Source organism: Halocola ammonii (assembly GCF_049334165.1).
Classification (GTDB): Bacteria; Bacteroidota; Bacteroidia; order Flavobacteriales_D; family Sanyastnellaceae; genus JBEGHD01.
This window is the reverse complement of record NZ_JBEGHD010000010.1, coordinates 98,300-119,588: the sequence shown is the minus strand read 5'-3', so window position 1 is coordinate 119,588 and position 21,289 is coordinate 98,300. Positions and strand designations below refer to the sequence as shown.

Sequence of the window (21,289 nt, the reverse complement as noted above, 5' to 3'; positions counted from 1 at the left end):
TTAGTCACTCCCCATCCATCTTCAGACCAAAAAACAAAAAATTATCTACGCCCAGCTCTTTCTTGATGAGTTCGTTGTATTTCTTTAAGCCACTCATATATTCACCTCTGTTGGTTTCGTGCTCAAAGTCTTTTAGTCTCTTGTCGATGTCTTGCCACAATTGCTGAAATCGAGAAACCACCTCTTCCTGACTCGAGCAGTTTTCTTCCAGCGTTTTTTGAAGTTTTCGCCTTTCTAGTTCAACCAGATCGAAGTACAGATTGAAATAAATATTGAGCTTGTCGGTGAACTTACCGTTGTTTCGCACTACCACTTCTCGCGCATCAATCAGCGTGCTCGTTACGATTTGCAAGCTGTCTTCAAACTGATTTACATCCAGGAAAATCTGGGCAATATCTGAGTGGCGGTTGGGCCACATTCGCGGTGAAGGCCGATTGTTGAAAATGAATCGTTGGTGTGCCCAGTGATGAAGAGGATTGGGGAGGATGCTGCGCTTTTGGGCAGCCCTTTGGTCAAAGAGCGTTTGATTTGTAATCGACTTTGTACTGTTAATGAACTGTTGGTTTCTGGTACGAATATCGTTGATCTTAAACTCATCGAAGTTCTTCCAGAATAGATGATTGTAGGGAATAGAGTTAATCTTCCGATAATCGTTGTCCCTCGGCCTTCCATGAGAATAAATAGGTAAGAGAAATCTATCGTTGTAATCGTATGCGTATAGAACAGCTTTCGTATCGATTACATCCGTGCGCCCATCAGTGTGGAGGTAATGGACCTGATACTCAAAATTGATGGACTCTACGAACATGCGTTTTTCCATCTCCTTAAATGTTTTGGTGATGTTCATATTCACTAGTTCCACTTCGTCTTCAAGGAAAATTGGCGTGAAAGGATGGATTCCCGCTTCTTTGATTTCGAGCTCAATTTTAAGCAACTGTTGGGATTCTGCATCTAGCCATGCTCTACCGGCAAAGTGCTTGCGTTTTTCCTTTTTGGGTTCAAAGCGAACAACTAATGCTTCTCGGCCATCTTCTGTTTCAAATCCAGACTCAAGATTGAGTTCGTAGATGCTCTTTAGCTTCCTTTTGTTCATGCCAAATGGCGATTCCGGAAAGCGATCGTTGGGTACGAACAGCATGTGCATACACATGGCGTCAGACGATTCGTGCGAGATAAAATACTTATTGGCGTACTTCTCCAGAGCGAGTCGTCCATTTTTGAGCAGCAGTGCGTCTACATTATATGTGCTGTAAATTCCGTTGTAGTAGCACTCGAGTAATTCTACGCGTTTTCCGAGAGTTCTCGATTCTAGAGAGAAGTAAGTCTTAGCTGTCTTTTGATTATCGTCAAAGCTGAGTCTGGATTTTGCAAATAGTTCGTAAAGATCGCCAGTACTGCCGATTACTACTGCTTCGTCAACCAGTTCGGACCGCGGTTCAAGCAGAATGAAATTCGTCTTCAAGACTTCACTCACTACCGATTTAAAGGTGCTGTATCCAACATAACTGACTACGAGCGTATCACCTGGCAGAAGTTCGTTTAGCGTAAAAAAACCGTGTTGATTGGTGATAGTGGCCTTTCCATTTCGCTTGTTGTAAACTGTAGCGTATTCCAGTGGAGTTTCAGCAACAGCGTCCAGAACACGCATAGATAGAGTTATTTCAACTTCTTCCTGTTGATTTTGACCTAATGAGTTTAAAGCAAAATTTAAAAATAGGCTCAGTAGTAATATGAGATGAAGTGATAGTTTCATAGTTTATCCGCGAATCATTCTCTGTTTGCAAGATAACAGTTTCAAAAAAAATCGCAGAGCAGTTTTCCCCAAGTTTGATATCAAGTTTCTAAACGATCACCAATCTCTTTTGTAGTAGAGTGAAAGGAAAATATGTCTTCAATGAATTCATCCATAGAAAAATACGATCTGATTTGTGTAGGAGGAGGAATCATGAGTGCCACGCTCGCATTACTTCTCAAGCTTCTTGATGCCGATAAAAAGATTCTGATCCTCGAACGACTTGATGAAGTTTCCCAGGAAAGCTCGGCCTCCTGGAACAATTCGGGGACTGGACACTCTGGCTTTTGCGAATTGAATTATACACCCGAAAAAAAAGATGGCTCTATCGATGTAACCAAAGCCCTCGACACTTATGAGAAGTTTGAGAAGTCCAAAGAGTTTTGGGCTTTTTTGGTCGAAGAGGGAATGATTGAAAACCCGGAAGAATTCATCCGCTCTGTTCCTCACCACGCCTGGGTAACAGGTGAGGAGCAAGTCGAATTTCTAAAGAAGCGATTCGAAGCTTTGAAAAAGCACATCCATTTTGAAGACATGCAGTTTACTGAAGATCTGGCGGAAATGACAGACTGGTTTCCGCTAATCACTCAAGGTCGAGGAAGAGATGACGTAATGGCTGCTACCAGGGCAGAGCAGGGCACTGAGCTCGATTTTGAAGTGATCACTAAAAAGTATTTCCAAATTCTCACCGAGCAATTCGACACCGAAGTGCTCACAGGTCACGAAGTGAAGGATATAGATCCTGAGCGAGGTAACGATTGGCTTGTGGAAGTTGAAAACCTAAACAGTGGCGAAAAATTTGGCCTGGATGCAGACCACGTTTTTATCGGTGCAGGAGGTCGGGCACTCTCCCTCTTGCAAAAAGTCGAAATAGACGAAAAAGAAGGCTACGGAGGATTTCCGGTGAGTGGAGAGTGGTTGGTCTGCAACAACCGCGATGTCATTGAAAAGTTTGACGCCAAAGTTTACAGCAAAGCCGGAGTAGACGCTCCACCCATGGCTGCCCCTCACCTCGACACGCGCCACATTGACGGCAAACGAGAACTGATGTTTGGCCCTTTTGCTGCATTCAACACCAAGTTTCTCAAAGAAGGTTCTTATCTCGACCTTCCCAAGTCAATTACCTTCAACAATATTCCCGCTTACTGGGGTGCCTTTTGGCATAACCTCGACCTAACAAAGTATTTGATCGGACAGATTTCTATGGATCATGAAGACCGCATGGAGAAACTGAGGGAGTTCGTAGTCGATGCAAAATCGAAAGACTGGGAACTTATGCGTGCCGGTCAGCGGGTTCAAATTATTAAAAGAGACAAAGACCAGGGTGGAATTTTGGAGTTCGGAACGGATGTGGTGCACAGCAAAGACGGCTCAATTTCAGCATTACTCGGAGCTTCCCCTGGAGCTTCAACTGCTGTCGACATCATGATTGGGATTTTACAAACTGCATTTCCCGAAAAGATGAAAGCAAAGGCCTGGAGAGAAAAACTGACTGAAATGGTTCCTTTCTGGAACCGGTCGATTGCAGAGAATGAAGTACAGTTTAGAAAGAAAAGAGAACTCGTTGCAGATATTTTGGGACTAAAAAGCTCTATAGAAAGCAAATAAGTTGAAGAAATAGTATATTTAAGTCAACACCTCGCAAAACCGCTATGAAATATTACCTACTATTTTTCAACTTTATTCTTCTCTCGAATCTCTCTACTGCTCAGGTTGGAATGTGGACCTGGATTAAGGGCGATACCATTTCAAATGACTCTGCGGTGTATGGAGTAAAAGGTGTTCCCTCACCAGTAAACACACCTGCGGGTGCATATAACTGTGTTGGCTGGGTAGATCAGGAAGGGATGTTTTGGTCGTTTGGCGGTGGGAATTCTTTCGGTTGGCAAAATGATCTATGGCGATTCAATCCTGAAACACTCGAATGGACCTGGATGAAAGGGCCAGGTGAAGGTAATAATTTGGGGCATTATGGATCACAGGGTGTGCCTGATCCAGAAAATATTCCACCTGCCAGAGGATTCGGCACCTTGACCTGGACCGGGAATGATGGACTTTTATGGCTTTATGGTGGCTATGCAAATATTGATGGAGAGAGGTTTTACAATGACTTGTGGAATTACAATCCAACTACAAACACGTGGACTTGGGTAAGTGGTTCGAGTACACCGAATCAGCAACCTGTTTATGGTATTCAAGGCGTACCTTCAGAAATGAATACTCCCGGTGCAAGAGCAGAGACTGGAGCCACTTGGGTGGATGACTCAAATAACTTGTGGCTCTTTGGAGGGGCTTCTTCTGATGTGAATACACCGCAATGGCATATGCTGAATGACCTTTGGAAGTATAACATTGAAACAAATGAATGGACCTTCGTGAAAGGTCAATCCTATGAAGATGCAGACGGTAATTATGGAACTTTGGGGGTGCCTTCTCCAGAGAATGAACCACCTGCAAGAATGTCTTACGCAACCTGGGTAGACTCCGAAGGCCGTTTTTATTTGTTTGGAGGAAATGATTGGGATAGTTCCTACTTGCTTCACAACGATATGTGGAGGTATAATCCAGAAACGAATATGTGGACATGGTTGAAAGGTACTTCTAACGCAAATGATATTGGCTATAGTGGCAATATGTGCTTAGAAACGGATGCTGCTAATCCCTCGTCAAGATTTGAGAATCGAGCGAATTGGGCAATTAATAACCACTTCTTTATGTTTGGGGGCTATCACGATTCTGATTCGAGTAATAATCAAATGCTAAATGATTTATGGGTTTACAGTGTAGAAAATAACTCCTGGACATGGATAGCAGGGGACTCAATTGGTAATCAGCCAGCAGTTTACGGAACAAAAGGAATTGCTGCACCTGAAAATAAGCCTTTGGGTAGAATGGGCGCGATTGCATGGTACGACAAAGCTGGCTCAGCATACATTTTTGGTGGATATGAGTATAATCATCAAACTCCTTCAAGCGCTAAGCTAATGACAGATGTTTGGAAGTATGAAATAGACACCAATTGTGTTTCCTATACCAGTATTTCTGAAATTGAAGGTGTTTATTTTCAACTGTATCCTAATCCGACAAGCGAATTGTTGAATATCTATCTGAGCTCTCCTCGTGAGGAGGTAGCTTTACGTATTTATGATATGCAGGGCCGGATGGTGTATTCTAAGAGCATCACTCCATCTCAAGATAATTTCAAAATAAATATTAGAAAATATTCTGAAGCGGAATTGTTTTATGTAATTCTGTCAACTGCAGACTCTGTGATTAGAAAGAAGGTTATTGTCATGGATTATTGACCTAGCCGAAACCCAACTCCCGAAACCCGTTTAGTCTTCCGTCCTTCCATATCCGATTCCAGGATCATGTCTTTTGCTGTCTGCTCTGCGAAGACCTCTTCGAGCGTTTTGATTGCACCAACAGGTACATTTTCGGCAATCATAGCAGCCATGATTTCTGATCGATTCATTTTAGCGAAGGCCGATTTAAGATCTTTTGCCAATTGTGATCTGTTTTTCAAACGACTCTGGTTGTCTTTGTAGTTGGGGTTTTCTGCAATCGCTGAAGCATTTAACAGTCGACACATTTTTTCGAAATGGAGATTGTTGCCAATGGCTAAAACCACCGGCTTGCCATCTTTGCAGTTGAAGGTTTCACCGTAGGGTGCGATGTTGGGATGGAGTGATCCTGACAGTCCGGGAACCGTTCCGTTCATCAGGTAGTTGGATGCCTGGTTGACGAGAGACGAAATTCCTGATTCTTCGAGCGTGACTTCCACTTTGGCTCCTTTTCCTGTTTTTTCTCTTCTCCACAGTGCAGCTAATATTCCTTCTTTCATCTGGTGGGCAGCAAACAAATCCATGATGGCCACGGGAAATTTGAGCGGACCTGATTCTTCAGTGCCATTCATACTCATAAATCCGGTTTCTGCCTGAAGCACTGCATCGTAGGCTGTTCTATCAGGTGCAGAAGCAAACCCAAGTAGGTGAGCGTAAATCAGGTTGGGTTTGATTTGCTTCAGCCTGTGATAGTCGAGACCCAGTTTGGTGTCGTCTCCTTTTTTGAAGTTGCTGATCACAATGTCGGCCTCTTTCACCAACCGGTAGACTTTGTTCAGCTCATCGCTTTCTCTGAGGTCGAGCAGGAGAGAGGTCTTGTTGTAATTCACAGAAGAGTAGTAAGCGCTCACTGTAGCTTCGGCCGGTTCTGTTTTCGACTTCCATTGTCTAGTAACGTCTCCACCAGTTCTCCGGTTTTCGATCTTGGTCACTTCTGCCCCGAGCTCAGCAAAAAACATTCCCACTGCCGGCCCTGCCAGCACGCTGGCTAACTCTACGACTTTTAACCCTTCAAATAATTTCTGCTCCATGCGGCAAATTTAGGAAAGTGCCGACTTGTATCTTTCAAGCGCCCGCTCTCTTCCTTTTTTGTGCTCCACAATTGGATCCGGATACTTATCAGAATCAAATTCGGGAACCCACATTTTGATGTACTTTTTTTGTGGATCGAACTTGTCGGTTTGTGTGTATGGATTAAAGATCCTGAAGTAGGGCGCAGCATCGCAACCACTTCCTGAGGCCCACTGCCAACCTCCCACGTTGGAGGCCAATTCATAATCGAGCAGCTTTTGTGCAAAGTAAGCCTCTCCCCACCGCCAGTCGATCAGCAGATGCTTGGTGAGAAAACTCGCTACGATCATGCGCACGCGATTGTGCATGTAGCCGGTTTGGTTGAGCTGTCTCATTCCGGCATCGACTATCGGGTAGCCGGTTTTCCCTTCGCACCACGCTTCAAATTCTTTTTCGTTGTTGCGCCATTCTATCTTATCGTACTTCTTTTTGAATGACTCCTCTGCAGATTTAGGGAAGTGATAAATGATCATCTGATAAAACTCACGCCAAATGAGTTCTGTGACGAAAGAGTCGCTTTTTTCGATCGATCTGCGAATTGCTTCGCGAATGCTGATGGTGCCAAAGCGCAGGTGAACACTCAATCTGGAAGTCCCGCGCTTTGCGGGAATGTCGCGATCTTCCGAGTAGTTTTTCAAGGTGCTTTTGCTGAGGTCGAATTCTGGAAACTCGACATCAGTTTTTTCAAATCCAATGTCTTTGAGCGAAGGCATTTCAAAGGAGTCAGTGGTGAACAGGTTAGGAGTGAGGTCGTCAATTTTATAGAAGGGTAGCTTTTGTTTTTCAAACGCCTCTCTCCATTTCCTGGAGTAAGGAGTGAAAACCACGTAAGGATCGCCATCGTCTTTTAAAACTTCATCCTTCTCAAAAACAACGTGATCCTTAAAGCCTTTAAATTCGATGTCGTTCGATTTGAAGAACTCATACATTTCTCTGTCACGCTTTTGTGCGTAAGGTTCATAATCGCGATTGGTGTAAACCGAGGAGATATTGTAGTCGTCAGTAAGTTTTTCGAAAACTTCCTTTGGCTTTCCATGAAGAACGAGAAGTGAAGAGTTGTGTTTCTGGTAAAACGTTTTGATTTGTTGCAGGTAGTGGTGAATGAACTCAACCCTTGCATCTTTTTTGTCTTCCAGCTTGTCCAGAATTTCAGTGTCAAAAATGAAGATGGGCAAAACGCTTTCCTCGTTTTTCAGAGCCTGATATAATCCGTGATTGTCGTCAGTTCGCAAATCTCTGCGATGCCAAAATATTGTAGTTGGTTTGCTCATAGCCGAAAATTTAAAATAAAAATGGCCTGCACCAGTTGGCACAGACCATTTTTACCTTGTCAGTTAGATAGTGTGAGTTTTCAATTATTCGATAACAATTTTCTCCATCTCGAAGAAGCCGTCATCGCGAGTAACTCTCATCATGTAGATTCCAGTTGAGAGTTTATCTGATAAATTAATTTGAGTTTGGCTCTGTGGCGTCACCTCAAATTCTTTGCTGTAAACAGATCTTCCCTCAAGGTCTACCAAATCAACAGCGAGTTTTTGAGCATCGCTTCCGTTGTCGATAGTGAAATTACCATTACTTGGGTTTGGATAAACTTCGATCAGATTTTCTGAGCTTAGCTCGTCTATGTTGTCAACGAACTGACCAGAAACGCAGAGTTCAAATGCTCCTGCATCACTTCCAAAGTCGAGGTTGGTGAAAATTCTAATCACCATATCTGTATCTGTTGGTACACCGTCAATGGTGATTTCTCCTTGTACCGAAGCGTTGAAAACACAGTTTGTTTCGAGTCCGGCCAATTCACCACATTCGGTATAGAGCTCAAATCCAACTTCGTTGTTGGCGCCTACAAGACTTTCTATATCAATCACAAGCTGATTGAAATTACCTGTGTTGAATGAATAGTAAACACTTGGTAAAATCCCTTCAAGCTCACATTCTGGAATGTTGTCAATTCCTGCTTCGTTCCAAGCTGCAGTGAGGTCACCCTCAACATAGTTTCCTTCGCATTCTCCGAGATCTTCCACATCGATAGGCTCTGCCATTGAGCAAATGTTATTCACTGGAGTTTCTCCGAGATCAGAAAGTGGGAGGGTAGTTCCATCAGGAAGTGCAATCCACAGCTCAAGTGCCGGACCGTCATTGTTAACTGAAGGATCTTCGAAACCTGATGCGAACGCAACTAACGCTGAACCTGCTAGTCCCGCTGTTTCGAGTGGAGCAAAGTATGTGTCTAACTCAGTGACCCCGTCATCATCAGAAATTTGAATGTAATAGTCACGTGTTTCCAACTCGAGGTAACCGGCTGTGTATTGACCGTAGAGAAGGTCATCCACAAGATTTCCTGCTCCAATTCCTACTTCATTTATATCCACAGCTCCGAGGTTATTTACACCTGTCTCACCAGCATCTGGCGAACCGTGGAACGCAAGAATTGAAGTTTCGTTAGGATCTCCAGATTCCAAAAGAGCTGATGTGAAAGGGACCAATGCAAATGGCTCATCATTTTCGTAACCAGTTCCGTCCACAAGGCCTGTGGCAACAATCACGTTGTTTGATGCTTCTTCAAGGGTAAATAAGAATGTCCCAACAGATTCGCTCACATCCGAACTGTTTCCTGGAGCGACATCCACTGTGATTTCTTCTCCTGCAGGAACTTCCACAAAAGGTGTTGCATCTCTAAAGGCGAGGTCATCTACAGCCAAATCACCATTGATGTAAATATCTACCTCACTAGCCAGTGGATCTGGTGAATTGTGAATTATCTGAACATTTGCAGTTTGTTGTAGGATAGGCAGCTCGTAGGTTGTACCATCGGCTAGCGTTACCCAAAGTCCAAATGCGGGTCCGTCCTGATTGTTTTCTGGTTCCAGAAACCCTGAAGCATAAACTACACCCGCCTGACCATCTAGCGAAAGGTCGGTAAGTGGAGCGCTGTAAGACTGAACTACAGTGGTACCGTCTGCGAGACGCACGTCAATGCCGTAGTTATCTGTTGCTAGCTCCAGATATTCAGCAGGCATCCCTCCAAACTCTCCGTATGATACATCGTTGATCAACTCAACATTGTCGAGCATAAAATCTTCGTAAATGTCTACTGTTGGAGCTCCGAGAGCACCGTGATAAACCAATAGGTCTGTATTTCCAGCTACTGACGCTTCAGTACGGCCCATTTCATAAATTGCGATGTCAAATGGTTCAGCGTCATCGAAGCCTGTACCGTCAAGCAATCCAGATGCAATACCAATGTAGTTTTCACCAGCCTCGAGCATGTAGTCGAAAGTAGCAATAACATCTTCTGAGCTAGAGCTGTTTCCCGGGGCAAGTCCTACAGAGAGGTCACCTGCTGGAAGTTCTACAAATTCAGTTCCCGTGCGGAAAGCAAGGTCATTGACAATAAGCTCTTCACCAACGTAAACGTCAACTGTAGATGCGTTTGGATCTGGTGAGTTGTGAATGAGCTGCACATTAGCAGTGTTTTGGAATACTGGCAAGGCGAGCGTAGTTCCGTCTGGAAGTGCTGCCCAAAGAGCAAAACCAGGACCATCATTATTCATGCTTGGATCTACAAAACCACTGGCGAAAACAACTGCTGCACCGCCTTCAAGACCGAGGTCTGCCAAAGGTGCTTCGTAATATAGGTCGAGTGGTGTTCCGTCAGCAGCATTTACCGACAAAACGTAATCATCATTAGCAAGCTCAAGGTATCCGTTGTACTCACCGTAAGAAATATCATCTACGATTGTACCGGCACCAACGCCAATTTCTTCAACGTCTACAGTTGGCGCATCTGTAGATCCGTGATAAACCAATACATCGGTGTTTGCCGGGTCAGATGCTTCAGTTCTGGCCATTGGGTAAACTGCGAGGTCAAATGCCTGGAATGGATCGTAACTAGTGTCATCCAAAAGGCCAGTTGCCATAACGATGTAGTTTTCTCCGTCTTCAAGAGTAAAAGGGAAAGTCGCAATAATATCTTCTGATCCTGCACTGGTTCCTGGAGCAACTCCAATTTCAATTTCAGTCATTGCATTGAGCTCGGTAAAAGCAGATGCTTCGCGAAATGCAACATCGTCAAGAGCAAGCGCTCCATCTACATAAATGTCTACTACCGCTGCCATGGCATCAGGAGAATTGTGAATCACCTGTACGTTAGCAGTCGGTTGATAAACGGGTAGTGGAAGAGTAGTTCCATCAGGCAATGCGGCCCACAATCCAAAAGCGGGTCCATCACTATTTACACTGGGATCTAAAAAACCAGATGCGAAAACTACTGCTGCTCCACCTTCCAGACCGAGGTCTGCGAGAGGTGCTTCGTAAAAGAGTCCTGCAGGTGTACCGTCAGCGAGGTTTACAGAAAGGAGGTAATCAGCATTGGCTAATTCCAAATAGCCTGCATATTCTCCATAAGAAATATCGTCTACAATCGTTCCGGCTCCGGCACCAAACTCCTCTACATCTACAGTTGGAGCATCAGTAGATCCGTGATAAACCAACACATCCGTGTTAGCCGGGTCAGACGCTTCTGTTCTGGCCATTGGGAAAACTTCAAGTGAAAAATCCTGAAGTGGATCGTAACCTAGTGGAGAAATGAGGCCGCTGGCCATAGCGATGTAGTTCTCATTTTCAGTTAATGTTACTGGAAAAGTTGCCAAAATGTCTTCAGGACCTGCGCTTGTAGATGGTGCAACACCGATCTCAATTTCAGTTTCGGCAGTAACCTCTGTAAAAGCTGTTGCTTCGCGAAATGCCAGGTCGTCAAATGCTAGTGTACCGTCTACATAGATATCTACTATCGATGCAGCGTCATCGGGCGAATTGTGAATAACCTGAACATTGGCTGTCTGGGCACTCGCCACAGTTGAAGCCAAAATAAAGGCTAAAGCTGATAGATAAGTAATTAGTGTTTTCATAATTAAATTGATTTTGATGATTAACTGATTCGATTAACCGGTTGAGAATAGAATTGTTTAATGTTTTTATATTATAGTTAAACAATGGGTTTTCAAGTAAAATTTACTTCAAGCGGTTTGTTTTTCGTTTTTAAAATTCCCTTTGCGCCTGTTTTTAGCAGGATGCAGCAAGTGGTCGAGAGCCGACCGAATATCTGGATATGTGAATGAGAATCCAGTAGTTGTAATCTTTTTGGAAGAAATTTTATTGCTTGTGAGCACCACAGCGGCCATTTCTCCGAGCACTAGCTTTAGAAAGAATGCGGGAACTCGTGGCAGAAAGTACGGTCGATTCATCATTTGAGCAATGAGCTCAGTCATTTCATTATTGGTTGTGGCATGAGGGGCTACGGCATTGTAAACGCCATTAACTTTTTCGCTAGTGAGAGCGTGAATAATCAGTTGAGAGAGATCATCCAAATGGATAAAACTCTGGTACTGCTTACCGCTTCCAAGTGGAGCTCCGGCTCCAAATTTCACTGGCTTTTTTATAGCATCAAGTGCACCACCTTCTCTGGCCAGGACTACCCCAATCCGCACAATGACTTTTCTAATTTCCAGATCATCTAATCCCTTGGTGGCGTTTTCCCAGGCCACACAGGTAGAAGAGAGGAAGTTTTCTCCCGGAGGATCTTCTTCCGTCTTTAGTTCATCACTGTCGGGATAATAGCCGATAGCAGAAGCTGAAATGAAAATACCTGGTTTCTTTTCTGCCTTTTTCACAGCTTCAACCAGGGTATGGGTGCTGTCAAGTCGGCTATTTAAAATACTCTCTTTGTTGGATTTCGTCCAACGCTGGTTGATGGAGTCACCAGCCAGGTTGACGATGGCATCTGCGTTTTCAATCACCTTTTGGTCAACTTCACCATCCGAGGGGCTCCATTTAGAATAAGTCATACCAGCAACAGGAGCGGCACTGTTACCTCCCTTGTTTCTCGACAAAATAATAACCTGATGATTTTGAGCCAGAAGATGACGTGTGAGGCGCTTGCCAATTAATCCAGTTCCTCCGCTGATGACGACTTTCATTTCTTTCATTTTTTGTTCGGTTCTTCAACAAGTCTGCTTCAAGTATTGTTTGGGAATTATGTGGTTTCAGAAAAATCTCTTTGGAATTTTCATCGGCTGGTTTGTGATCATGATCGCCTTGAGCTTCGTCCTCGGCAGCGATGGCAAAAAGCTTCCTACCGAACCCGTGCTGCAAACGCTTGAAAGCAGTGAGCTTTATTTTAGAAACATTCGATCCAACTCTTATTACTTGCGAACCGGAACGCCAAAAGATGTGGATATCTACCAACTGAAATCTTTTGAAGTAGATTCATCAAGCCGCACTCTGGTTCCTCTAATCGTTAACAATTGGCGACACAACCTGGCCTACATCCAGCTCGAGCCAAACTTTGAGTCCGATAGCTATTCACTCATTTTTAAGTCTGAGAATGAGACCGACACGCTCACCGAAAGCTTTCCGCAACGTGTTGAGCAATTTCGTTTGGCCATTCGTATTTACAATGCAATAGAATTAGAGCAAGATGTTTTTCTTCTTGTTGATGGTGAGCTCCAACCACTTTTTCATGGTGAGGAAAGAAAGAAGAGATTTGGTATTGTTCTGAAAGATTACTTCAGGCTGGTGAATGTTTTATGAAAAAAGGGTTGCGAAACCTGAATTCCGCAACCCTCTCCGTTAGATGAAGTGTAATTGATCACTTTATGTCAGCAGTCCATTCTTTTCCACTGATATCGGTTAGTGTTAATTTATATTCTTTTCCGACTGCGTTTTTGAGACCATCATCCGTAAGTGAAATAGTCGCTCGAGCACCAAGAGGAATAATGAGACTGTGCTTGCCCGCTTTAACCTTGGTTACATAATGGTTTTCGATTTGCTGTTCACTGAGTTTTGAAAGCTGATCGCCATCAAGTTCAAAGACTTTTTGGCCTTTTGAGTCTTCGAGTTTCACTCCTATCAAAAACGACCCATAGACGTCAACTCCCTCAACTCGGTAAACTTCAAAATTCAGTGAGCCATCGATAACTTCCGCATCATTGATTTCAATTTTTGGACTCACGGACTTGTTGTGAAGTGCACCCCAAAGCCCACCATGGAAGTGTTGGTTGGTGTAAAGGCTCATAGCAAAGATTGAAAGCGAACCGATAAGTGCGAGTTTCTTGAGCTTGAGGTTAGAAAGTGGAAAACGTCCCGAGCCAACCCAGCTGAACCATTTCTTGTCGGCCAGTTTAGGCTTTCTTTTCATTAGCAAGTTGTCGGCCGAAAAGTGACCACCTCCAGAGAGGAAGAGAACAAAACCTGTGGCGATTCCGAGAATTCCGATCTGCCACTCATCGAGGCAGGTAGTGCCAATCCAGCCGGAGCCCAGTAAAATACCCATGGCAAGACCGAATACACCAACGCTCATAAGCCTTGTAAAGAGACCGAAGATGATGAAGAGTCCTACAATTCCTTCGACTACGGTGAAGACCAACATATTCCACCAGAGTACGTCTGGATGTGTTACGAGATATTCAATAATTGGCTGAATCCCCAACGCATTGGGTAAGAAATGATTGAACTTTTCACCGATGTAGCCGGCAGATTCCGGATCGAGTTTGTCGGCTAAAACCAGCCTGCGCCAAAGTGCTGAAAAATAGGTCCAACCCACAACGAGTCGGATGGCCAGAGTAATCACTCCGGCAGTGTTGAATTCGCTGTTTTGGACAGCGTTAGATTTATACGTGTTCATTTAATTCTGTTTCTGAAAATTTGAAAAGTGTGCTTTTAGGCTTCAGAAAAGCCTGACGTAATCGAATGGAAATCGACTAGGCGTAAACTTTCAATCGTTTAAACAGAATGTAGATTGGAATTTGCTGAGTCGACTCATCAGGAGGCGAGAACAGCGGAATATTCTTTACTGAGAGATGAGAGAAAAGACTGGAAACTCTCTCGACTGGAATTGCAAAGGGGGAAAATGTCTTTGGACTCTGCACCGTTACTTCGTCCTGAGATTGTGTAGAGAGATCGCAGTGGGAGGAAGAGATTGTGGTTTTGGAGACATTAAGTGCTTTTACAAAAGGCAGATCGAAATAGGAAGTGAACGATTTGCGTAAGTCACAGGAAGAAAGCAGAACCAACATAACCATTCCCACAGTTAGAATGGCTACAGCGCTCTTTTGATATTTTTCCAGTTTTGTCATCGTTCGGTTCGCAAAGGAATGACAATCTTCAAGATGAAAGTAGCCTTTTGACTTAAGATCTGTTAATTGAGACTGACGTGAATTGCTACCTGAGATGCAACGGTTTGGTTCTACAATGGTTATCTTTGAAAGAATCTAAACTGATCCGGATGCTCCAACGAACTTTACTTTTGGCTCTTTTCTTTTCTCTTTCGCTAACCGTGATATCGCAAACTCCATGTGAAGATGGCTTTGCCGGCATTTACCCTTGCGAGAATGTAGATATGCTTTCCATGATGCCATCTTCGGAGGTTGGCGGTGGTTCGATGAATGATATTTGGGGTTGGACCGATCCGGCAGATGGAACTGAGTATGTTTTGCTGTGCAGGTCTTCAGGCGTTTCATTTATCGACATTTCGGATCCGTTGAATCCCGTTTATCTGGGAGATTTGCCAACGCACACAACCAACTCTACCTGGCGAGATTTGAAGGTTTATGATAATTACGCTTTTGTGGTGAGTGAGGCTGGGGGACACGGTATGCAAGTGTTTGATCTCACTCAGCTCAGCTCGGTCGAAAATCCACCAGTTACTTTTGAAGAGGATGCGCACTACAGCGGTTTTGGCGATGCGCACAACATCGTGATCAATCCAGAGTCTGGTTTTGCTTACGGAGTTGGAACCGGAACTTTTGCCGGTGGTTTGCACATTGTCAACATTCAGGATCCATTAAATCCAGTGATCGCTGGAGATTTTTCACAAGACGGCTACACACACGATGCTCATGTGGTAACTTACAATGGGCTGGATGCTGAGCATGTGGGCAAAGAAATCGCATTTGCTTGCAACCAGAACTCGCTTACAATTGTGGATTGTGAGGATAAGACGGATTGCCAGCAACTTTCGCGAACTGAATACGAGGGAAGCGCCTACGCGCATCAGGGTTGGCTTACCGAAGATCACCGATACTTTTTGTTGGGTGACGAGCTCGATGAAATTCAGTTGGGCAACAACACCAGAACGTTGATTTGGGATTGCGAAGATCTCGACAATCCCGTTTTGATAGGCGAGCACCTGGCTGAAACACCGGCCATCGATCACAACCAGTACGTCAACGGAAACCTTCTTTTCCAATCGAATTACCGTGCAGGACTCAGAGTAATGGATCTTGATGACGTGGCAAATGGAAACCTTTCAGAAGTGGCTTTTTTCGATGTCTATCCAGCCAATGACAACCCTGGTTTTCAGGGGAGCTGGAGTAACTATCCGTACTTCGAGAGTGGAGTGGTAGCTGTAACGCATATCGGTGAAGGTCTGTTTCTATTGAAACCAGAATTGCTAGAGCTCGAAGACGACACCGTTCAATTTTGCGCTTTAGATGAGGTGACGCTTTCGGGGACTTTGAAAGATGGCTTTGCCGGACCAATTCAACTAAGTGCATCCAATTTACCGGATGGAGCGTCAGTCGAATTTGCCGAACAAGACCTCTCAGCTCCTGCGACTTTCAATTTCACTTTAAGCAATTTCCCGGCAGGTGAAACGGTGACGATTCAAATTGAAGGACAGGGAGAGTTTTTCAGTTTTACCGACTCACTAATTGTGATTACCGATGACTTCAGCACATTTTATGAAGACCTTGATGGCGATGGTTTTGGCTCGGAGCAGTCCTCAGTAGAGGCTTGTCAACAGCCATCCGGATTTGTGGATATCGCTGGTGACTGCAATGACAACAACGACCTGGTTTTTCCGGATGCACCTGGGACACAACAAAACATCGACAACAACTGTGACGGATCGATAACTGGCGATGAACTCATTTTTTGCGTGGCGGATCTTGACGGAAATTTGCTCATCAACTCAGCGGATGTATTGATACTTTTGGGTGATATCGGCTGCGAAGGCGATTGTATTGCCGACCTCGACAGTAACGGACAAGTGAGCACCAGTGACATCCTGATTATGCTTTCTTTCTTCGGAGAAAACTGCGCGCAATAATCAATTCTCCACTTCCTGTTGTTGCTCCAATAGTTGTTTTTCATTCAACTCCGCATAGAGTCCGCCCTGTTCGATGAGCGACTCGTGCGTGCCTTGTTCAACAATGTGACCGTCATCCATCACCAGGATTTTATCTGCTGACTTCAAAGTGCTCACACGATGACTAATTAACAAGGTGGTTTTGTCTTGCATAATACGTCTCAGGCTGCCGAGAATTTTTTCCTCTGTTTCAGTGTCAACTGCCGAAAGGCAATCGTCAAAAATCAAAATCTTTGGGTCTTTAATGATCGCTCTTGCAATGGAAATCCGTTGTTTCTGCCCTCCCGAAACATTTAATCCACGTTCTCCCAGCAATGTGCTGTACTGCTTAGGGAACTGCATAATATTTTCGTGTACATCAGCATCTTTGGCTGCTTGCTCCACTTTTTCTCGCCCAGCGTTGTCTACGCCAAACTGGATGTTGTTGTAAATGGTGTCGGAGAAGAGGAATACCTCTTGAGGGACGTAACCGATGGACGACCTAAGCGAGTAAAGATTAGTTTGATCAATAGGCTTATCATCGATAAGGACTGTGCCTTCTGTAGCGTCAAACTGTCGGCCGATCAAAGCTGAGAGAGTAGATTTTCCACTTCCTGTTCTTCCGATGATTCCAACGGTTTCGCCCGGTTTGATAATAAAGCTCATCTCTTTAAGGGCTTTTATTCCCGAGTCTGGATAAACAAATGAAACATTCCGGAATTCGATTTTCCCTTTGATTTCTTCCGGTTGCTGTACTTCATTTTTTATTTCAGGTTCCGTTCTCAGAAATTCGTTGATGCGCTCCTGAGAGGCTTCCGCTCTTTGAACAAGAGAGGTTACCCAACCCACTGACGCAAAGGGCCATGTGAGCATGTTTACATAAAACACAAACTGGAAAATTCTCTCCACTTCAAGTGTTCCGTTGATCACTTTCATTCCACCAACGTAGATGGTTAACACAGTGCTCAATCCCACGAGCATCACAATGATGGGCATAAAAAGTGCATCGACTTTTACCTGGTCCAGGGTTTTCTCTTTGTAATCATCGCATTCTGCCTGAAAATAATCTTTCGAATATTTCTCTCGGTTGTAAGCTTTCAGAACCCGAACTCCTGAAATATTCTCTTGAACGAGGGTGCTCAGCCGCGATTGTTGTCGCTGTACTCTTTCGCTTTTTCTATTGATGGTTCTACTGACATAGTAAACTGCAACCGACATAAAAGGAAGTGGTGCCAATGCGTAAAGCGTCAATTCCACATCGATAGTGATCATCACGCTCACCATCAAAACAACCATCACCAAAAGGTTGAGTGTGTACATAATAGCCGGCCCCAAATACATTCGCACCTTGCTCACATCCTCGCTGATGCGATTCATCAAATCACCTGTGTTATTCCTTTTGTAAAAAGAAAGGTTGAGTCGTTGGTACTGATCAAAAATTTCGTTTTTAAGGTCGTACTCAATCAGTCGACTCATCACAATGATGGTCTGACGGGTGAAGAAGAGAAAAATTCCCTTGATCAAAAAGACGACCAGGTAGAGTAGCCCGAGCAGCACAGCCACAGCCGAAATGGCTTTGAGGTACTGGTCAAAGGTGTTAATGTTTTTGGCTTCGTCTACCTGAAGTCCAGTGTATTTAGCGATGTACTCGAGACTGGTAGGGATATCCAGCGTTTTGTTATCGAAATAATCGTCCTTGTTGAAATCAGGGTTTTTTCGATCTTTTTCCTGTACGGTGCTAAAGACCTGGCTATCCGACTCTCGCAGAAACTCAACACCTTCGTTGATCACCTGAGGAGAGTAAACCGCAAAAATGTTGGTGAGCACAATAAAAAAGATCCCCAGGAGGAATCTCCATTTGTACTTCCAGAAATATTTATTGAGATGCTGAAGTGCTTTCATTGGGTCGATTGAGATGTCGGTAAACTAAAACCGAGAATGCAAAGATATGTTGCCACCATGAATTGCCTAATTAAAAACTGAAATTCCAGGTGACGGATGGTAAAATCGGAAACAGCGAAACCTGATAGGCAGTGATGTCAAGAGTTCCGGCAGAAAGATCGCCTTCATTGCCAAAATAAATGAAGTAAGGATTTTGACGATTGTAAACATTGAACACGCTAAACGTCCAGCTCGACTCAAATGGCCGGCTGCCAATAGATCGCTCTTTGGCATTTGGTCTGTTTGACGGATACCACGTAGCTGACAAATCGAGTCTGTGGTAAGGCGGCATTCTGTAGCCGTTTCGCTTTCCGTACTCATTCACAATTTGTCCTTCTACGATGTAGCGCTCTACCGGCAGCGTAATGGCATTTCCTGTGGCGTAAACGAAAGTAGTGCCGAAAGTCCACATCGGGTTGAGTTGATAATTCACCACAACGGAGAGGTCGTGTCTTCGGTCGAAGCGAGCCGGAAACTCAGCTCCATTGTCAATTAGTTCGAACGTGCGATTGGTTTTGGACCAGGTGTAGCCAATCCATCCATTGAGATCTCCACGAGATTTTTTTACAAAAAACTCCGCACCGTAAGAGTAACCATCACCCGACAGAAGAGGATCGTCAATATTAGTGTTTAATGTGTTTTCAGGTCTGGTTCCGGCCTGATATTCCACCAGGTTTTGCATGTCTTTGTAGTAGATTTCCACTGAAGCTTCGTAGCGGTCTTCTTTGAAATTTCTGAAATATCCGAGTGCGTACTGCCTGCCTTTTTGGGGCAATAATTTGTCGGTGCTTGGCACCCAGAGGTCTGTTGGAAGTCCCGTTGGAGAAAGCGAAGCAAGGTGGATGTATTGAAAGTTTTGAGTGAACGAAGCTTTGATAGATGCATTTTTGTGAACTTTCCATCTTGCTGTAATTCTCGGTTCCAGGCCTCCGTAATCTTCCACGATTTCACCAGTTTCGTAGACAATTGCTTCCGGTGGAGTAGGAGCGCCAAAGTTGTCACCGGCCTCATCGTTTATGAATCGAGTGAACGGTCCAACGAGTCCAAACCAGGAATAGCGAAGTCCTGCATTCACAAGCAGTTTGTCAGTAATGGCGAACTCGTCCTGAACGTATACAGCAGCCTCGTGAGCAAATATTTCCTGATCGCTACCGGTATTAAAAGTAACATCTTCGGAAGAAGCAGTCACGTTGTAGGGAGTGAACTTGTGGTAAGTGTAATCGATTCCGGCTTTGATGGTATGCCGTGGGTTTGGCAAAAAGTTGATCTGCGTCTGTGCCGTGTAATCGCGTACTCCAGAGAAAAGCTCAAAACTCAATTGTTCCTGTCCTCCTTCCAAACCGAAGTTGTAGTTGCTCACAGAGAGCGTAGTATTCAAAAAGAGTTTATCGCTAAAGAGGTGATTCCACCGAAGTGAACCAATTGTGTTGCCCCAGGGAATGTCAACAGAAAATCCAGAGCGATTGCTCGCGAAGTTGAAGATGTCTCTTCCAAGATATCCGCTCAGGAAGAGCTGATCTTTATCAGAAAACTTGTAATTGAATTTTGCATTGAGGTCGTAGAAATAGTAACTGCTTCCGGCAAACTCGCTTTCAGGATTGATAAACGGCCGAGCCAGCACATCAATGTAGGTTCTCCTGGCGGAAATGAGGTAAGAGGCCGTGTCCTCTTTAATCGGCCCCTGAGCTGTGAAACGAGAAGAAATCAATCCAATTCCTCCATCAAACTGATGCTCTCTGGCATTTCCATCTTTTTGCGTAATGTTCAAAACTGAAGCCAGTCGCCCACCGTATTCGGCAGGCATACCACCTTTTATCAGCTCGATGTCTTTTATCGCATCCGCATTGAAAACACTAAAAAAACCGAGCAGGTGAGATGCATTGTAAACTACCGCTCCATCAATCAGAATAAGGTTTTGATCCGGGCCACCACCGCGAACGTAAAACCCTGTGTTCCCTTCACCACCGGACTGAACTCCCGGCAGGTATTGAATGGTTTTCAGGATATCGACCTCACCGAGCAGAGCCGGCAACGTTTTTATTTTATCCACCTCCAGGTTGACCGTTCCCATTTGAGCATCGTCCACGTTCTTGTTTCGGTCGGCTACAACTTCTGCAGCCTCCGTTTCAATCGAGCTCAGTTTCAATTCGAAGTTTCGGGTGATATCGTCCACGAGATTAATCGTGTCTCTCACATTTTGATAACCGATAAAAGAGACACGGATAGCATACTCCCCACGAGGCAGACTCAGTGAGTAAAAGCCATACTCATTCGTAGCTGTACCCACTTGTGGACCTTCGGCAATGATGTTGACACCGATAATTGACTCACCTGACGCTTCATCTTTCACGTAGCCACTGAGAGTAAAACGCTCTTGACCGCTGGCAAGGAAAGCCAGGCAGAGAAACAAAAAAGTAGTGAACGTGGATAAGAAACGTGATGTCATTTTTTCAACTTCCAAATGTATAACAACCGTTTTTTGATGAATCTGTTTTTGCCAACCTTATCAATTTTCCACCGTAGATCAGGAAAACTGTTTTATTCAATGAAATCTCTCTTCCTGACTTTAATTGTGATTATTCTTTCTATCAGCGCTCATGGGCAAAATCCAATGGACCAGATTTACCTAGATGAGGTATTGCAACCTACAGATTCTTCTGAGGCCGTTTACCGCAGAATACTTGTGAAAAAATCCTCTACCCACATCGAATGTCAGGTTTTTTCCGTGAAATCTGGAGAGTTAAAAATGACTGGAGTTTATTCCCTGATAGATGGAGAATTGTTCGAAAATGGACATTTCACATACTATCATTCGCACGATCAGATAGAATCGACAGGACACTTTGTTCTGGGATACAAGTCCGGAGTTTGGAAGCGCTTTACAGAAGATGGTGAAAAGCTTCCGGAAAGGTATTACGATCCCGAGTCAGCGAAAATCCTGCTCAGGCTGTCCAAAGTAGGTTTAGAGTAAATAAATTATCGGCTTTCTGTTGAATGATTTCAGGACATAATCAG

14 protein-coding genes are annotated in these 21,289 nt (G+C 44.3%); 5 read left to right on the top strand and 9 right to left on the bottom strand.

Annotated features, from left to right (window positions below; genetic code table 11):
* Positions 1–4: 4 nt before the first annotated feature.
* Positions 5–1,648 (bottom strand): carboxypeptidase-like regulatory domain-containing protein, encoded by a 1,644-nt coding sequence (locus ABHV44_RS11485; RefSeq protein WP_459074838.1) that lies wholly within the window; start codon positions 1,646–1,648, stop codon positions 5–7.
* Positions 1,649–1,894: 246 nt separating this feature from the next.
* Between ABHV44_RS11485 and mqo the strand changes: the two genes are divergently transcribed.
* Both mqo and ABHV44_RS11475 read left to right on the top strand, forming a co-directional pair.
* Positions 1,895–3,400 carry a malate dehydrogenase (quinone) gene (gene mqo, locus ABHV44_RS11480; protein WP_459074837.1) on the top strand — a complete coding sequence of 502 codons (1,506 nt, stop codon included), beginning with the start codon at positions 1,895–1,897 and terminating at the stop codon, positions 3,398–3,400.
* Between the two features lie 44 nt (positions 3,401–3,444).
* Positions 3,445–5,097 (top strand): T9SS type A sorting domain-containing protein, encoded by a 1,653-nt coding sequence (locus ABHV44_RS11475; protein WP_459074836.1) that lies wholly within the window; start codon positions 3,445–3,447, stop codon positions 5,095–5,097.
* On the opposite strand, the gene ABHV44_RS11470 is transcribed toward ABHV44_RS11475, so the two are convergent.
* The 4 genes from ABHV44_RS11470 to ABHV44_RS11455 all read right to left on the bottom strand — a co-directional run bounded on the left by ABHV44_RS11470 (position 5,091) and on the right by ABHV44_RS11455 (position 12,194).
* Positions 5,091–6,167 (bottom strand): CaiB/BaiF CoA transferase family protein, encoded by a 1,077-nt coding sequence (locus ABHV44_RS11470; RefSeq protein WP_459074835.1) that lies wholly within the window; start codon positions 6,165–6,167, stop codon positions 5,091–5,093. The two genes, ABHV44_RS11475 and ABHV44_RS11470, sit on opposite strands and share 7 nt — an antisense overlap.
* Before the next feature lie 9 nt (positions 6,168–6,176).
* Entirely contained in the window at positions 6,177–7,478 is a 1,302-nt protein-coding gene (locus ABHV44_RS11465) for a cryptochrome/photolyase family protein (protein ID WP_459074834.1), read from the bottom strand.
* A gap of 84 nt (positions 7,479–7,562) precedes the next feature.
* A complete protein-coding gene (locus ABHV44_RS11460; RefSeq protein ID WP_459074833.1) occupies positions 7,563–11,117 on the bottom strand; it encodes a DUF4397 domain-containing protein in 3,555 nt (1,184 codons plus the stop codon).
* A gap of 108 nt (positions 11,118–11,225) precedes the next feature.
* Entirely contained in the window at positions 11,226–12,194 is a 969-nt protein-coding gene (locus tag ABHV44_RS11455) for a TIGR01777 family oxidoreductase (protein WP_459074832.1), read from the bottom strand.
* A gap of 49 nt (positions 12,195–12,243) precedes the next feature.
* Here ABHV44_RS11455 and ABHV44_RS11450 point away from each other — a divergent pair, with 49 nt between their 5' ends.
* Positions 12,244–12,798, top strand: coding sequence for a hypothetical protein (locus ABHV44_RS11450; protein WP_459074831.1), 555 nt, complete (start codon positions 12,244–12,246; stop codon positions 12,796–12,798).
* A gap of 58 nt (positions 12,799–12,856) precedes the next feature.
* Here ABHV44_RS11450 and ABHV44_RS11445 read toward each other — a convergent pair whose 3' ends face one another.
* Entirely contained in the window at positions 12,857–13,891 is a 1,035-nt protein-coding gene (locus tag ABHV44_RS11445) for a TQO small subunit DoxD (RefSeq protein WP_459074830.1), read from the bottom strand.
* Between the two features lie 76 nt (positions 13,892–13,967).
* Entirely contained in the window at positions 13,968–14,342 is a 375-nt protein-coding gene (locus ABHV44_RS11440; protein WP_459074829.1) for a hypothetical protein, read from the bottom strand.
* 149 nt (positions 14,343–14,491) lie between these two features.
* On the opposite strand from ABHV44_RS11440, the gene ABHV44_RS11435 reads away from it, so the two are divergent.
* Entirely contained in the window at positions 14,492–16,315 is a 1,824-nt protein-coding gene (locus ABHV44_RS11435) for a choice-of-anchor B family protein (RefSeq protein WP_459074828.1), read from the top strand.
* Here the strand turns inward: ABHV44_RS11435 and ABHV44_RS11430 are convergent, their stop codons facing one another.
* Together ABHV44_RS11430 and ABHV44_RS11425 are read right to left on the bottom strand one after the other, a co-directional pair.
* Positions 16,316–18,235 (bottom strand): ABC transporter ATP-binding protein, encoded by a 1,920-nt coding sequence (locus ABHV44_RS11430; protein WP_459074827.1) that lies wholly within the window; start codon positions 18,233–18,235, stop codon positions 16,316–16,318.
* A gap of 70 nt (positions 18,236–18,305) precedes the next feature.
* A complete protein-coding gene (locus ABHV44_RS11425; RefSeq protein ID WP_459074826.1) occupies positions 18,306–20,720 on the bottom strand; it encodes a TonB-dependent receptor in 2,415 nt (804 codons plus the stop codon).
* Positions 20,721–20,819: 99 nt separating this feature from the next.
* On the opposite strand from ABHV44_RS11425, the gene ABHV44_RS11420 reads away from it, so the two are divergent.
* Positions 20,820–21,245, top strand: coding sequence for a toxin-antitoxin system YwqK family antitoxin (locus tag ABHV44_RS11420; RefSeq protein WP_459074825.1), 426 nt, complete (start codon positions 20,820–20,822; stop codon positions 21,243–21,245).
* Positions 21,246–21,289 lie beyond the last annotated feature (44 nt).

Excerpts from the sequence above, each read along its gene's own strand:
- ABHV44_RS11455 (WP_459074832.1), bottom strand. The coding sequence starts at position 12,194 with ATGAAAGAAATGAAAGTCGTCATCAGCGGAGGAACTGGATTAATTGGC.
- ABHV44_RS11435 (WP_459074828.1), top strand. The coding sequence starts at position 14,492 with ATGCTCCAACGAACTTTACTTTTGGCTCTTTTCTTTTCTCTTTCGCTA.
- ABHV44_RS11470 (WP_459074835.1), bottom strand. The coding sequence starts at position 6,167 with ATGGAGCAGAAATTATTTGAAGGGTTAAAAGTCGTAGAGTTAGCCAGC.
- ABHV44_RS11420 (WP_459074825.1), top strand. The coding sequence starts at position 20,820 with ATGAAATCTCTCTTCCTGACTTTAATTGTGATTATTCTTTCTATCAGC.
- ABHV44_RS11450 (WP_459074831.1), top strand. The coding sequence starts at position 12,244 with ATGTGGTTTCAGAAAAATCTCTTTGGAATTTTCATCGGCTGGTTTGTG.
- mqo (WP_459074837.1), top strand. The coding sequence starts at position 1,895 with ATGAATTCATCCATAGAAAAATACGATCTGATTTGTGTAGGAGGAGGA.
- ABHV44_RS11440 (WP_459074829.1), bottom strand. The coding sequence starts at position 14,342 with ATGACAAAACTGGAAAAATATCAAAAGAGCGCTGTAGCCATTCTAACT.
- ABHV44_RS11475 (WP_459074836.1), top strand. The coding sequence starts at position 3,445 with ATGAAATATTACCTACTATTTTTCAACTTTATTCTTCTCTCGAATCTC.
- ABHV44_RS11445 (WP_459074830.1), bottom strand. The coding sequence starts at position 13,891 with ATGAACACGTATAAATCTAACGCTGTCCAAAACAGCGAATTCAACACT.
- ABHV44_RS11460 (WP_459074833.1), bottom strand. The coding sequence starts at position 11,117 with ATGAAAACACTAATTACTTATCTATCAGCTTTAGCCTTTATTTTGGCT.
- ABHV44_RS11430 (WP_459074827.1), bottom strand. The coding sequence starts at position 18,235 with ATGAAAGCACTTCAGCATCTCAATAAATATTTCTGGAAGTACAAATGG.
- ABHV44_RS11465 (WP_459074834.1), bottom strand. The coding sequence starts at position 7,478 with ATGAGCAAACCAACTACAATATTTTGGCATCGCAGAGATTTGCGAACT.
- ABHV44_RS11485 (WP_459074838.1), bottom strand. The coding sequence starts at position 1,648 with ATGCGTGTTCTGGACGCTGTTGCTGAAACTCCACTGGAATACGCTACA.
- ABHV44_RS11425 (WP_459074826.1), bottom strand. The coding sequence starts at position 20,720 with ATGACATCACGTTTCTTATCCACGTTCACTACTTTTTTGTTTCTCTGC.